The 12,922-nt window shown below is 52.0% G+C and carries 12 protein-coding genes; 3 read left to right on the forward strand and 9 right to left on the reverse strand.

Features of this window, described 5'->3' with window-relative positions; translation table 11 throughout:
* Positions 1–16: 16 nt before the first annotated feature.
* The 5 genes from ACO0LH_RS11015 to ACO0LH_RS11035 form a co-directional block, all read right to left on the reverse strand.
* A complete protein-coding gene (locus ACO0LH_RS11015; RefSeq protein WP_422941117.1) occupies positions 17–409 on the reverse strand; it encodes a RidA family protein in 393 nt (130 codons plus the stop codon).
* A gap of 75 nt (positions 410–484) precedes the next feature.
* Positions 485–1,339, reverse strand: a complete 855-nt coding sequence (locus ACO0LH_RS11020; protein WP_422941118.1) for a carbohydrate ABC transporter permease — start codon at positions 1,337–1,339, stop codon at positions 485–487.
* The gene (locus ACO0LH_RS11025; protein ID WP_422941119.1) at positions 1,326–2,201 is read right to left on the reverse strand and encodes a carbohydrate ABC transporter permease; all 876 of its coding nucleotides are present in this window, start codon (positions 2,199–2,201) and stop codon (positions 1,326–1,328) included. The genes ACO0LH_RS11020 and ACO0LH_RS11025 overlap by 14 nt, the downstream gene beginning before the upstream one ends.
* A 2-nt stretch (positions 2,202–2,203) precedes the next feature.
* Positions 2,204–3,421, reverse strand: a complete 1,218-nt coding sequence (locus tag ACO0LH_RS11030) for an ABC transporter substrate-binding protein (RefSeq protein WP_422941120.1) — start codon at positions 3,419–3,421, stop codon at positions 2,204–2,206.
* A gap of 50 nt (positions 3,422–3,471) precedes the next feature.
* On the reverse strand, positions 3,472–4,473 hold the full coding sequence (locus ACO0LH_RS11035) for a 2-dehydro-3-deoxygalactonokinase (protein WP_422941121.1): 1,002 nt from the start codon (positions 4,471–4,473) through the stop codon (positions 3,472–3,474).
* A 538-nt stretch (positions 4,474–5,011) separates the two neighbouring features.
* Here ACO0LH_RS11035 and gcvA point away from each other — a divergent pair.
* The 3 genes from gcvA to ACO0LH_RS11050 all read left to right on the forward strand — a co-directional run bounded on the left by gcvA (position 5,012) and on the right by ACO0LH_RS11050 (position 9,958).
* Entirely contained in the window at positions 5,012–5,896 is an 885-nt protein-coding gene (gene gcvA, locus ACO0LH_RS11040) for a transcriptional regulator GcvA (RefSeq protein WP_422941122.1), read from the forward strand.
* An 80-nt stretch (positions 5,897–5,976) separates the two neighbouring features.
* Complete coding sequence (locus ACO0LH_RS11045; protein WP_422941123.1) at positions 5,977–6,405, forward strand: hypothetical protein; 429 nt, start codon at positions 5,977–5,979, stop codon at positions 6,403–6,405.
* A gap of 160 nt (positions 6,406–6,565) precedes the next feature.
* The gene (locus ACO0LH_RS11050) at positions 6,566–9,958 is read left to right on the forward strand and encodes a TIM-barrel domain-containing protein (RefSeq protein ID WP_422941124.1); all 3,393 of its coding nucleotides are present in this window, start codon (positions 6,566–6,568) and stop codon (positions 9,956–9,958) included.
* Between the two features lie 254 nt (positions 9,959–10,212).
* On the opposite strand, the gene ACO0LH_RS11055 is transcribed toward ACO0LH_RS11050, so the two are convergent.
* From ACO0LH_RS11055 to ACO0LH_RS11070, 4 genes are all read right to left on the reverse strand, one after another.
* Entirely contained in the window at positions 10,213–11,025 is an 813-nt protein-coding gene (locus tag ACO0LH_RS11055) for a hypothetical protein (protein WP_422941125.1), read from the reverse strand.
* Positions 11,026–11,222: 197 nt separating this feature from the next.
* Complete coding sequence (locus ACO0LH_RS11060; RefSeq protein WP_422941126.1) at positions 11,223–11,594, reverse strand: helix-turn-helix domain-containing protein; 372 nt, start codon at positions 11,592–11,594, stop codon at positions 11,223–11,225.
* A gap of 23 nt (positions 11,595–11,617) precedes the next feature.
* A complete protein-coding gene (locus ACO0LH_RS11065; protein ID WP_422941176.1) occupies positions 11,618–11,929 on the reverse strand; it encodes a type II toxin-antitoxin system RelE/ParE family toxin in 312 nt (103 codons plus the stop codon).
* 113 nt (positions 11,930–12,042) lie between these two features.
* Complete coding sequence (locus ACO0LH_RS11070) at positions 12,043–12,834, reverse strand: ion transporter (protein ID WP_422941127.1); 792 nt, start codon at positions 12,832–12,834, stop codon at positions 12,043–12,045.
* Positions 12,835–12,922: the final 88 nt, after the last annotated feature.

Genomic DNA, 12,922 nt, shown 5'->3' on the forward strand with positions numbered 1-12,922 from the left:
GTGATATCAAACAAATTTAAAGAGGTTTGTAGGCCGTGACTTCTATCTCTATCTTGCAGTCAACCATCATCTCAGAGCGCACGCAAGAACGTGCCGGCGGATGCTCGCCAAAGTAGTCGAGATAAATGCGGTTGAAAGTCCAGAAGTCGCGTGTGTCATCCAGCCACACTGTCACCTTGACGACATCGGCCAGTGTGCAATCAGCTAGTGCCAGCACCTTTTTGACATTCTCCATGGTACGCCGCGTTTGCGCTTCTATGCCACCATCTTCGATTTCGCCATTGTCCTTCATGGCGACCTGCCCAGAACAAAACACAAAATCCCCAGCCCGCACCGCAGGCGAAAACGGCAACTTCTGTCCACCAGCGCCTGCAGGGATATTACCGTAACGTGTAATTTCTTTAGTCATAATTTCTTTCAATGTTGATTGAGTAAAGACCTCTCACCACAGTGTTTCTGTTGTGAGCTTTTAGGTCTGAAACATTCACTTAACCGCCCCAAGCGATAATCCTTTTACCAAATATTTCTGCAACCATGAAAACAGTACCGCCACCGGCAGTGTCGCCAGCAAGGCGGCTGCCATGACGTGGTGCCAGTTGACGGTGTATCTGCCTGCCACCAGGTCGACGATCTGCACGGTCACAGTCTTGTTTTCTGCCGAGCGTATCAATGTGTAGATCACTGCAAATTCATTCCAGGCGTTGATGAAGGTGAAGATGCCGGTGACTACCATCGCAGGCATGGCCAGTGGCAAAAACACTTTGAGCACGGCGCGCGGTTTGCTGCAACCTTCCAGCCAGGCGGCTTCTTCCATGTCACGCGGGATGGTGGCAAAATAAGATTGCAGCATCCACACGGCAAAGGCCGTATTCAGCGCGGTATAAGTAGCGACGACGCCTATGTGGGTATCGACGAGATTGCCGTCTCCATAAGGTATCGCCGCAGCCAGGCGGAACAGGCCCAGCACCAGCAGGATAGGCGACAGCATTTGCGTGACCAGCAGGAAGCGTCTATAACCTGCCTGCCCGGCAAAGCGGAAACGTGCCATCGCATACGCCGCAGGTATGCTGATGCCCACCGCCAGCACGGTCGATAATGTGCTGATGATGATACTGTTTTTGAGCGCCGTACCAAACTGGGTTTCTTCCCACATCACGACAAAATTTTCCCAGGCGATCTGCGTCGGCAGCCAGCGCGGCGGGTAAGACAAGACTTCATCTGCCGGTTTGATGGCAGTCAGCAGCATGACGGCAAATGGCAGCAATATCACGATGACCAGGGGTGACAGGGCCAGCCAGCAAAGCAGGCTGCGCTTAAACTTGCCCTTATTGTTCTGCATGCTCGCCCCCTTGCATGCGCATATAGATGCCGGTAAATGCCAGCAACATCAATAACATCACCAGCGATACCGCCGCCGCTTCGCCCGGCCTGCCGAGGCGGAAAGCCAGTTCATACAGATAAGTGACGAGGATATGCGTGCCATTGTCCGGCCCGCCCTGGGTCATGACCCAGATGATGGGGAAGGAGTTGAATACATAAATCACATTCATGACGATGGCGATATTGATGAAAGGCCGCAGCAAGGGCAATGTCAGCCTGCGAAACTGTTGCCAGGCATTCGCCCCTTCCATACGCGCTGCTTCATAGATATCAGTCGGCACTGACGACAAACCACCGAGAAAAATCGTAACCGTGAAAGGCACAGACACCAGGATACCTATCATGATCTCGACCGGAAAAGCCAACGCCGGATCAGCCAGCCAGTGCAGTGGTTCATTGATGATGCCCATTTGCTGCAAGCCCAGGTTGATGAGACCAAATTCATCATTGAAAGCCCAGCGCCAGATGATGGCGGTCATGGTCAGCGAGATGGACCAGGGCAGCATGGTAATCGTGCGTGCCAGGCCACGGCCATAAAAATCCTGCACCAGTATCAGCGAAGCGGGCACCGCCACCAGCACCGTGCCAACGACGACACAGGCTGTCCACGCCAGCGTGCGCCACAGCGTTGCCATGAACACCGGGTCGGCAAAGATAGTGGCAAAGTTGGCCAGGCCAGAAAAATCACGCACCTGGCCAAAGCGCGACACCTCGTGCACGGACTGCCATACGATATTAAAAAACGGATAGCTGACGATGAACAGCGCCAGCGCAAAGCTGGGCAAGATCAGCAGCCACGGTGCCAGGGGGCGCTTGCTCATGTTTACTTCTTCAGCATCTTGTTGGCTTGCAGTGCTGCGGCTTTCAAGGCATCTTCCGGCTTGCTCTTGCCCAGATACACGGCTTGCATGGCATTGGCGACGATTTTTGAAAGATCTTCCCAGCCTGCAATGACAGGAGCAAACTTTGCCGTTGGCAGGTAGCTGATAAAGCTTTGCGTTACTGCGTCGTTGAAAGCCGGGTCTGCCGCTTCTTCTTTCGTCGTCGGCAAGAAACCTTCACCGCTGGTGAAAGCGACCCGCGCCGCCTTGCTGAATAAAAATTCAGAGAATTGCCAGGCCGCAGTCTTGACCTTGGAGTTTTTGAACAGTATCAATGAATCAGTCGTGGCAAAGGTCGCTGCATTGCTACCCTGGGGGATGGCTGTCACGCCATATTGCAGGCCGGGTTTCTCTTTTTGTATTTGCTTGGCGAGAAAAGGCGCAGTAATCACCATACCCAGGCGGCCCTGCTTGAACAGGTTTTGCACATCTTCACGGCTGTTGCTGGTGACGCCTGGCTGTGTCAGGCCCTGGTCGATCAGGCTCTTGTAGATATTCGCCGCCTTGATGCCTGCGGCACTGTCAAAGACAGCCTTGCCATTGGCATCGACAACTTCACCACCGTTGGTCCATAGCGAGTAAAACCAGTAAATCTCGGTTTCAATTTCCTTGCCCTGTATGCCAAAACCATAGGCACCCGTGGCTTTGATTTTCTTGGACGCTGCGACGACTTCATCCCAGGTTTTGGGGCCGTTGGGGTAGCCCGCTTTTTCCAGCATGGCCTTGTTATAGTAGAGGCCACGGGCAGAGGCTGAAATGGGCAAACCATAGGTCTTGCTGGCCACCTTGCCAGAGTTGATGAAGGCACCGATGAACTTGTCCTTGAAGGCAGGCGTCATGCGCGCATCCAGCGGTTCGACGACATCGTCCCTGACCAGATCAAGTAGCCAGCGTGTGGCGACAATGGAAAGGTCAGGGTTGGTGCCACCGACTATATCGGTTTGCAGTTTTTGTTGCAGGCTGTCCCAGTTGACTTCTTCTACCTTGATGCTGATGCCGGGGTTGGCCTTGCTGAACTCCTTTGCCATTTTTTCAAAATAGGGCAGGGTCTGGTCACTGTAATGGGCCACGGCGATGCGTACAGTTTCTGCGTTTGCGGTGCTCATACCCAGCAGGGCTGTGGCCACGCTGGCAAAAATTCTTATGTTAATGCGGGTCATGCATGTCTCCAGATTTTTTCAGGCGGGCGCTTATTTTTATTTTTATTTTTTTATTTTATTAATCCGCGGGCTGTGGCAACTTTGATGGCACCCAGCCCGGCCAGATGCGCCTGGACTTCGTCGCTGACGACGGTCACCTTGCCTGAGAAATAATCATCATTTTGTATCAGCAGGGCCAGGGCTTCTTTCATGATGGGCTTGCCGCAGATGATGACGGGTGTGCCTGGCAGCATCTTGATGGCGGTGCTGTTTTTGAGCGTCAGCAAGTCAGCACCGAGGATGGCACCCAGCAGGAAATTGGCCCTGTCATTGCGCTCATAGATCGTGAACTGGTCGAGGATGCGCACATTGAAGCAGGTGCGTCCCAGGCCTATGGTTTGTGCGGATTTGGCACCAGCCAGTAACATCTCCGGGCTGATGGTGCTGGCAAAAGAAGATTCCAGCGATTGCGCCAGGATAGTGTTGTGGGTGATGACATACATCAGTTCACCCGCCAGTGTGGTCACGCAGCCGGTGATGCGGTTCTTGTCATCAATGCAGACAAACTTGGAGTGCGAACCTGGCATCACCATCATGGCCGGGCCGGTGATGCCCAGCTGGTCGATGACGCCGATGACTTCCACTTCTTCACCGCGCATCATGTCCATGGCTTCGCAATTGTGCAGGCCTATGTTGTCCACCACATTGCGCACGCCCGGCACAAACCACAAGGGCTTGGAAAATACCTCAGGAATCGTCACCGACACCATGCCACGTGCCAGTTGCTGCAAACCTGCCGGGGCCAGCACATGGGGCAGTTCAAACAGGCCGACGTTGGAGCTGATCATGCCTGAACCCAGCACCAGGCTGATATCGTCTTCAGTCAGTCCGGCCTGTTCCAGGGTTTTGAGCAAAGTGGCGCGCACGCCTTTTTGCAGTTTTTCGCGGTTGCCTGTCATTGCCGTATCACGCACACCCACTTCATGCGCCTGATGCGCAATCACGACGCCATCGCGCCAAAGGGTCACCCTGGTATTGGTGGTGCCGGTATCTATCGTCAGTATGTGGGTCATTGCAATAAGAATCTGTATGAAGTGCTGGAAAGTGACAGAAGCTTAACCATGCATGCCCTGTCTTGCCAGCGATTAATTTTTGAGACTGCGTTTAGATTAATTCAATGTTGGGGTAATGCTTGATTTGTTTGCGAATTGTAGGTTGGGCTACGCTTCATCAGCCCAACACTGGGCTTTGAAACGACGTATACGTTGATTGAGGCCGAGTGTTGGGCTGGTAAACCGTAGCCCAACCTACGGAGCTGGGCCTTCAAAAGACGTATACGTTAATTAACCGCCGAGTGTTGGGCTGGTGAGGCGTAGCCCAACGGGGCCCGGCCCAACCTACGAAGCAATGAAGCTTGAGGTCTTTTAAGGGGGTCTCTTGCATTTCTCTGTGCCTCCGTGTCTCTGTGGTGAGAGGTTTTGTTCTTATTCTTCCAACCCTCCCACGCATACTGCCAGAAAACCAAAATCCCATCGCCTCAGAAAATTTCAATCTTTCATTAAGTTAAATTTAATGAACATCTGCTACCGTATCGTTTTTTGATGGATGCCCATGTCTAAACGTCTTCCGCCCTTGAATTCGCTGCGTGTTTTTGAAGTTGCCGCCCGGCGGCTGAGTTTTACGCGGGCGGCGGAAGAGTTGCATGTGACCAATGCGGCGGTCAGCCACCAGATCAAGTTACTGGAAGATCATCTTGGCATAGACTTGTTCCAAAGAAGCAATAATGTCCTGAAACTGACAGAAGCAGGGGAGTTGTACCTGCCGCGCATACGCGAAGGTTTCAAGATTTTCCAGCAGGCGACCGATGCTTTGCTTAATGATAACAATGCCCTGCTGCGCGTGGGCGTGCCGCCTTCTTTTGGCTCTAAATGGCTGGTACCGCGTCTTTACCGTTTTTTGAACCGCCATCCGCATATACGAGTGGAAATCGTTTCTGAAGTGGACCGTACTTATCGCGATTGCGATATTTCGATTGATTTTCGCCGTACCCAGTTTGCTGACTTTCGCATCGAGCCTTTTATTGCGACTGAAGTCTTCCCCGTCTGTAGCCCGGCCATCGCCGAGCAATTGCAGACACCCACGGACCTGGCCAGGCAAACCCTGCTGCATGAAGTCAGCGCCATGAATGACCCGGATTACCCTAGCTGGCAATCCTGGTTTGCCACCCTGGGTTTGCCCAATCAAGAGTCGCGTCAGGGGCCATTGTTCACCCTGGCGCTGATGGCCTTGCAGGCCGCCATAGACGGGCAGGGCATCGCCCTGGGCCAGGCTTTGCTGGTGGAATATGATATTGCCGCTGGCCGCCTGGTGCGGCCATTGAATGTAGAAACCCCGCTGCGACTGGATTATTACCTCATCTATGCAGCAGACATGAAAGATAACCCTGCCTTCCAGGCCTTCCATCAATGGCTGGTGGCCGAGGCAAAAACACGTTGAATTAAAGCGCTGCATCACGCCAGTCGCCGGGCATTGATACAATGCTTGTTTTATATCATTTACCTCGCTGCACAGTCTTAATGCGACCGCCTGCCGATATCCCCGATATTTTGATACTCAGCCCTGCCAGAACGGCAGAAATATTCACTGGTTTTCAACATATGTCTGCCCGCAAGATTGACATCATCAGCGATGGACTCGACAGGCAAAGCAGCATCCAGATCACACCCCGGCAACTGAGCCTGCATTACCACCATGGCGACATCCCTTGCCAGTTGATGATTCTGGCGATCGCTGAAGTCCTGCACGACCAGCACCATCACCCCGTTAAGCAAGTCTTGCCGGGCGTGCGCGAGCTGGTGCTGATAGGGGAAGGCAAATTCATGCTGGAACAAGCCCTGCGTCTGTCTGGTCATGGTCGCAAGATCACGTTGATAAGGCACCGGGCCAATGATGCCTGTCGCCGCGTGGTACAGCATTATTTATCACGCCTGCGTCATACTTTTTGATAGTCTTTCAGCGTCGTTCAAATTTTCTTGATGAAGGCAAAAAATAAATCTCGCTGTTGCAAAAGACAGGGTGCAGTTACATTGCTGCATGTACTTTATTGTCGGCAGCTCTGCCCTAGGGTTTAACACCCCAAATTCAAAGATAGGATGAAATACCAACATGCAAACTTTGCACGCCATCATACGCAAGACTGTCATTGCCAGCCTGATCTTCCATGCGTTTAACAGCACCAGCCTGGCAGCGCCGCTGGGCAATATGCAAAAAATAGCAGCCGATGCCAATCAGATAGAACTGGTGACAGCAGAAGGCAGCATCGTACGCATCAGCCTGCTCAAGCCTGACCTGTTCCGCGTCTGGGCAGGCACGAAAGGGCAATTGACCGATGCTGGCGACAAGGCGGCCCCCATCGTGCTGAAGCAGGATTATGACAAAGTACCTTACCAATTGACTGCGCAAGCTGATTCAAAAGCTGATTACCAGCTGGTGCAAACCTCCGCCATGGCCTTGCGCATTTACCGCGCACCACTGCGTCTGGCCCTGTACAAGCCTGACAATAAAACCCTGGTCTGGCAAGAAACCCAGCCGCTGGAACTGGGCGACAAAACCAGCTTCCAGACCTTGTCCAGCAGCGCAGATGAAGTCTTCTTTGGTGGTGGTCAGCAAAACGGTGCCTATGCCTTCAAGGGCAAGCAGATGGAAGTGTCTTATTCAGGCGGCTGGGAAGAAGGCGACAGACCCAGCCCCGCGCCTTTCTACATGAGCAGCAAAGGCTATGGCGTCTTGCGCAATACCTGGAGCAATGGCAGCTATGATTTCCGCTCGAATGAATACCTGAGCACCAGCCACCAGGAAAAACGTTTCGATGCCTACTACTTCGTCGGCAATTCCATCAAGGACGTGCTGGCGTCTTATACCGAACTCACAGGTCGCGCCAGACTCTTGCCACGCTGGGCCTATGAATATGGTGATGCCGATTGCTATAATGATGGCGACAATATCAAAAAGCCCGGCACCGTGCCCGGCAACTGGACAGATGGCCCGACTGGCAAAACACCAGACGTGGTTAATTCCGTCGCCGCCAAATACCGCGAACACGATATGCCAGGCGGCTGGATATTGCCCAATGATGGCTATGGCTGCGGCTACACCAATTTGCCCGATGTGGTTGCCGGGCTGAAGAAACATGGCTTCCGCACTGGCCTGTGGACAGAAAACGGTGTCGATAAAATCGCATGGGAAGTCGGCACCGCAGGCACACGTGCGCAAAAGCTGGACGTGGCCTGGACAGGCAAGGGCTATCAGTTTTCACTCGATGCCAACATGGCCGCAGCCAAGGGCATACTCGATAATTCCGACGCACGCCCCTTTGTCTGGACCGTCATGGGCTGGGCCGGCACACAGCGCTATGCCGTTACCTGGACGGGTGACCAGTCCGGCAGCTGGGACTACATACGCTGGCATATCCCCACCCTGATAGGCTCAGGCTTGTCTGGGCAGGCTTATGCAACTGGCGACGTCGATGGCATCTTTGGCGGCAGCCCGGAAACCTTCACACGTGATCTGCAATGGAAGACTTTCACGCCCGTGCTGATGGGCATGTCAGGCTGGTCAAAATCCGAGCGCAAGCACCCCTGGTGGTTTGACGAACCCTACCGCAGCATCAACCGCGACTACCTCAAACTCAAGATGCGCCTGATGCCGTATATGTACACCTATGCGCATGAAACCGAGCTGACCGGCGCACCGATAGTACGCGGCCTGATGTGGGACTATCCACAAGACCCCAACGCCAATAACGAAAACTACAAATACCAGTTCATGCTGGGCAAAGACTTCCTCGTCGCCCCAGTCTACCGCAGCCAGGCGGCCAGCAAGGGCTGGCGCAAAGGCATCTATTTGCCACAAGGCCAGTGGATAGATTACTGGGATGGCCGCGTCGTGCAAGCCAATGCCAAAGGCAAAGTCATCGACCAGCAAGTCACGCTGGAAAAGCTGCCTGTCATGGTACGCGCCGGCGCCATCCTGCCCATGTACCCGGTCGCCCTGTATGATGGCCAGGTACCCAAGGACGTGCTGACCCTCGATATTTACCCGCATGGCAAATCCAGCTTCACCCTGTATGAAGACGATGGCGAAAGCCGCCAGTACCAGACCGGTAAATCCAGTCTGCAAGTCTTCACAGTCGATGCGCCTGAAAACAAGGCAGGCGATATCCGCGTCGATGTTGGTGCAGTCAATGGCAGCTATGCAGGCATGGAAGCACAGCGCGTCCTGCAACTGCAAGTGCACAGCCGCGTAGAGCCAGATACCATCACTTTTGGCGAGCAGACCTTGCCCGTTTTCAAGACCCGCGAAGAATTCCAGAAAAGCAGCACAGGCTGGTTTTACGACGCCACAGAAAAATACGGCACCGTGCATGTGAAGACAGTGAAACTGCCAGTCGATAAAGCCTACAGCTTCCGTCTGGCGATTACCGCCAGCAAGCAACTGGCAACGACCGCTGATTACCCGGCTGCACCCGACCTGGGCAACACCATCGCCGCAGACAGCCTCATCGTCCTGAATCGCCCGGCAGAAGAACCTGGGCATCCTCTGGAAAACGCCTTCGATGGCAAGCCCGGCACCTGGTTCCGTACCCTGCGTGACCAGTCGCAAAAAACCGGTGCGCATGAATTCAGCCTGGCACTGGGTGAGCGCCGCATGATCAGCGGTTTTGAAATCGCCCCGCGCAATGACAAAAACTGGCAATATGGCCAGGTCAAGGACTTTGAAATCTACCTTGCTGATACCAATGGCGAATGGGGCAAGCCTGTCTACACTGGCCGCCTGAAACAACAGCAAGAGAAACAGAAAGTGGAATTTGCTGCCAAGGCAGGCCGGCTCTTCCGCTTCCGCGTACTCAGCACCCATGACCAGAATGATGACGGCGAAGCACAAGACCCAATGGTGCTGACCAGCACAGGCACCGCCAATGCTGCAAACGCTGCCAAGGCATACAACGCCTTCAACCCCGTGGTCGTCACCCCCATCACCATTTCAGAGTTCAGCATCCTCGAACACCCCGTGCCCGACAAGCCCAAGGCGCAGGTGTATTTGTCGGATGCTGTCGCCAGTAATAAGCATGGCAACAAGGCTGGTAACACCGCCAGCTATGCCAAAGACAGCGCATACAAAGTCCAGCCAGCCAAAGCGGATGCAGGCATGCAAATGAACGGCCTGCGCTTCCGCAAGGGCCTGGGTGTGGCAGGCAATAGCGAAGTCGAATACCAGCTCGCAGGCGACTGGCAAACCTTCCGCGCCGACGTCGGCATCGACGACGCCTGCCGCAACAACGGCGGCCTGCAATTCCAGGTGTGGGGCGATGATAAATTATTGTTCGACAGCGGCCTGATCGCCGCACCGGCGGTAGTCAAGCCAGAACTGGACATACGCGGCATCAGCAAACTTGCGCTAAAGACGACGGGTGTCAAAGCGAATGGCAAGGCAGCCGTGTGCGCGAACTGGGCGAATGCGTCAGTGATCGGGTTTGCGGGGGATAGGGTGGGGAAGTGAGTTTGTAGCTTACTTTGATTGTGCAAAGTGGTTCTGCTCAGATGTCGCTACTTTCGTGACCAGCTAGCTCGTGGCTATGCTGGTCATTATTAAACAGACTCCCGTAGGTACGATTAGCAGAGCGTAATCGTACGCATGGCCTTTTAAAAGACGAATACGGCAAAAATTTTTAGTGAGGTATGGGTGATTGTCGTTATTTAGCTAATTGCATGCGTACGATTACGTTGCACTAATCGTACCTACGCTTGCTGACCCTATGACTTAAAGTCCAAGTTTTGGAATGTCACGTAAAGAGCTTGAGGATTGTCGGGCTCCCGTTTTTCATAGGGAATATGTGCAATCGCGAGGTTATTGTCTCTACGGAATTTATAAAAGAGATTGGTCAGAACGCATTCTCCGAGACATATTAATGACTCAATGATGTTATCAAAGCTGGATAGCAGTGGTGTAATCGTGCCCCCAGTTAGCGACCAACTAGGATCGACAAGAACGGGTTTACTTTCAACTTCGTGTAGACGAAAATTTGTGTAAATAAGTGGTGCGCCAGGTTCAGTGTCAGGGTGGTCAACTGCGTTCCGCATATTTACGATGTGGGCAACAAATGATTGCGTTCCTTGAATCGAAATTGTGAACTGATCATTTGGACCAAATTGATCTAATGCCCATTTAGCGAATTTTTGAAAAACATGATTGAATTTTTTTCCATAAAATGGCGAGGGTAAATTTCCTGCCGCAGCTATGGCAAGTTTTGCGGCTTGCAAGAAATTCTCAGCTTTAGATTGTAAATCACCTACTCCCGGCAGTCGGATGGTCTGGGGGAAATTATCAGATTGATTTGAATAGCTATCATACTCAGAGCGACCTAATTCTATTTCTAAAGCTACATTGTCGCGTGTTTCAACACATTTCAATATATGACGTTGAAGATCGAAAAGAATTTTAAGTGTTTCAGATTTTTGTTCTTCAGTAGAATTAAAAAAATCCAGTATTTGCTTACCTTGCAGCACAGTTCGAGCGACCGCTGGTGTACCGCTGCCATAGTTAGAAAGTTTTTGAAAGTGAAACAAGATGAGTCCTTTCATTTGTACTATAACCAATTAACCCAAATAGATGTGATTGGCTCCACGTAATTCTATACGTCTCTGCAAATGCATCAACAAAAAGAACGTGTTCATAATATTAAATCGAACTTGTCATTCTTTATAAACTGCAATCGATTTTCCAATCTTTTTCATGTCTGCAAAGGCTAAATGAAAAAGAACAATCAAGGATGATGCAATGCCTTCAAAACCAGCTCTGGTGCAGCGGCAAATACTCTCAATAGCGAATCTGCCGCACCAGTCGGTTCGCGTCTGTGTTGTTCCCAGTTTTGCAGGGTCTTGATACTGACGTTCATGACAATCGCAAAATCACTTTGCGACAACCCCGTCTTCTCGCGTACTTGTCTGGCATCGATTTTTGTATTTGGAGTTGCTAGTGTCGTAGTGGCTGATTTGTTTCCTGGTTTTGTCTGGACTTTGTTCGTCTTGCCAGATTTATTTAATGTCGTAGTACGAGCAGGCTTGGCCTCGCCTTTGGCGATTTTGCCAGCTTCGGTAAGACTGGCAACGAGGTTTGCGAATAATTCTTTGTCCATTTTTGACTCCTTGCATTTACTGCTTACAATGATTTTGCCAAATCTCTGAGTATGGCTTTTTCCGCGGCGGATAAGTTGTCTTTCATTGATTTGGGGTAGATCACCAGCATGTAGATTTGATCATCTGCTGATTTGAAATAGTAAATTGCCCTTGCCCCACCGCTTTTACCTTTACTGCCATAACTGACACGTATCTTTCGAATTCCACCGCCGCCACTGATCAGGCTGCCAGATTCAGGGTTTTCTACCAGTTCGTTTTGTAATTGCCTGTATTCCTCATCAGTCAATAAGCCTTTCAATTGACTAGTGAAGATCGTAGTTTCTACGAAAACCATCGGCAGCCTTTCAATACGTCGATATGTGATCTGCATAATATACGCCATTGGCGTATATTTCAAGTTGCCGGAAAGTGCGAAGTGCCTCTTTTGCAAGGAAACTCGCCTCACTCCTAATCCTGCCCCAACTCCATCCCACAATGCGGACAATCCTTCTTCTGACGGTCTGCCCCGGCCTCCAGTATCGCTGCGGTCATGATGGCGGTGGGCAGGGCGAAAATGCCTATGCCTATCAGGACGATGCCACCTGAGAGGAACTTGCCCATTGGCGTAACGGGTGTGATGTCGCCATAGCCTATGGTGGTCAGGGTGACGATGGCCCACCACAGTGTTTCGGGGATGCTGCTGAATTTGTCAGGTTGCGCCTGATGTTCCACCACGTAGAGCAGGGCGGCGAAGCAGTAGGCGGTGATCACCATCATCAGGATGGAGACGATGAGCAGGTGTTTTCTTCTTGCCAGTGCATGGCTGATGGATTTGAACGAGTGGTCGAGTTCTTCCAGGTTCAGCACCCGCAATAATCTGGTCAGGCGGAAAATTCTCAGAAAACGAAAATCCCACGGTGCCCAAAAAGTCAGGATGACCAGCAGATCAAGCAAGGGCAGCGGTTGCAAGGCATAGCGGATGCGGCCCGTGATGGGGTTTGCGAATCTTTCCTGTTCAACGCACACCCACACGCGCAGCAAATATTCGACGATGAACAGGCTGGTCGAAAAAACTTCGAGAAAATGAAAAAACAGCTTGTTGGGTTCTTCAATCGTGGGCACGGTTTCCAGCGCCACCGCTGCGCAATTGATCAGGATGGCGGCTGCCAGAAAATAATTGATATAGCGGGTCGCTGCGTTTGACCGTGAAGGTTTATGCAGTATATGGAACAGGCGTGCACGGTAGTTATGGTGATCCATCGTTTTACGTGGTCAGGGTGGGGACAAAGGATTATAGGGCTTTGACTTGTTTTTATTGCAAAATTTTAATTGGGTGCCCGTGCCTGAA

Source organism: Undibacterium sp. TJN19 (genome assembly GCF_049339485.1).
GTDB lineage: Bacteria > Pseudomonadota > Gammaproteobacteria > Burkholderiales > Burkholderiaceae_D > Undibacterium.

Excerpts from the sequence above, each read along its gene's own strand:
- ACO0LH_RS11025 (WP_422941119.1), bottom strand. The coding sequence starts at position 2,201 with ATGAGCAAGCGCCCCCTGGCACCGTGGCTGCTGATCTTGCCCAGCTTT.
- ACO0LH_RS11070 (WP_422941127.1), bottom strand. The coding sequence starts at position 12,834 with ATGGATCACCATAACTACCGTGCACGCCTGTTCCATATACTGCATAAA.
- ACO0LH_RS11045 (WP_422941123.1), top strand. The coding sequence starts at position 5,977 with ATGCGACCGCCTGCCGATATCCCCGATATTTTGATACTCAGCCCTGCC.
- ACO0LH_RS11060 (WP_422941126.1), bottom strand. The coding sequence starts at position 11,594 with ATGGACAAAGAATTATTCGCAAACCTCGTTGCCAGTCTTACCGAAGCT.
- ACO0LH_RS11065 (WP_422941176.1), bottom strand. The coding sequence starts at position 11,929 with ATGGTTTTCGTAGAAACTACGATCTTCACTAGTCAATTGAAAGGCTTA.
- ACO0LH_RS11050 (WP_422941124.1), top strand. The coding sequence starts at position 6,566 with ATGCAAACTTTGCACGCCATCATACGCAAGACTGTCATTGCCAGCCTG.
- gcvA (WP_422941122.1), top strand. The coding sequence starts at position 5,012 with ATGTCTAAACGTCTTCCGCCCTTGAATTCGCTGCGTGTTTTTGAAGTT.
- ACO0LH_RS11020 (WP_422941118.1), bottom strand. The coding sequence starts at position 1,339 with ATGCAGAACAATAAGGGCAAGTTTAAGCGCAGCCTGCTTTGCTGGCTG.
- ACO0LH_RS11030 (WP_422941120.1), bottom strand. The coding sequence starts at position 3,421 with ATGACCCGCATTAACATAAGAATTTTTGCCAGCGTGGCCACAGCCCTG.
- ACO0LH_RS11015 (WP_422941117.1), bottom strand. The coding sequence starts at position 409 with ATGACTAAAGAAATTACACGTTACGGTAATATCCCTGCAGGCGCTGGT.
- ACO0LH_RS11035 (WP_422941121.1), bottom strand. The coding sequence starts at position 4,473 with ATGACCCACATACTGACGATAGATACCGGCACCACCAATACCAGGGTG.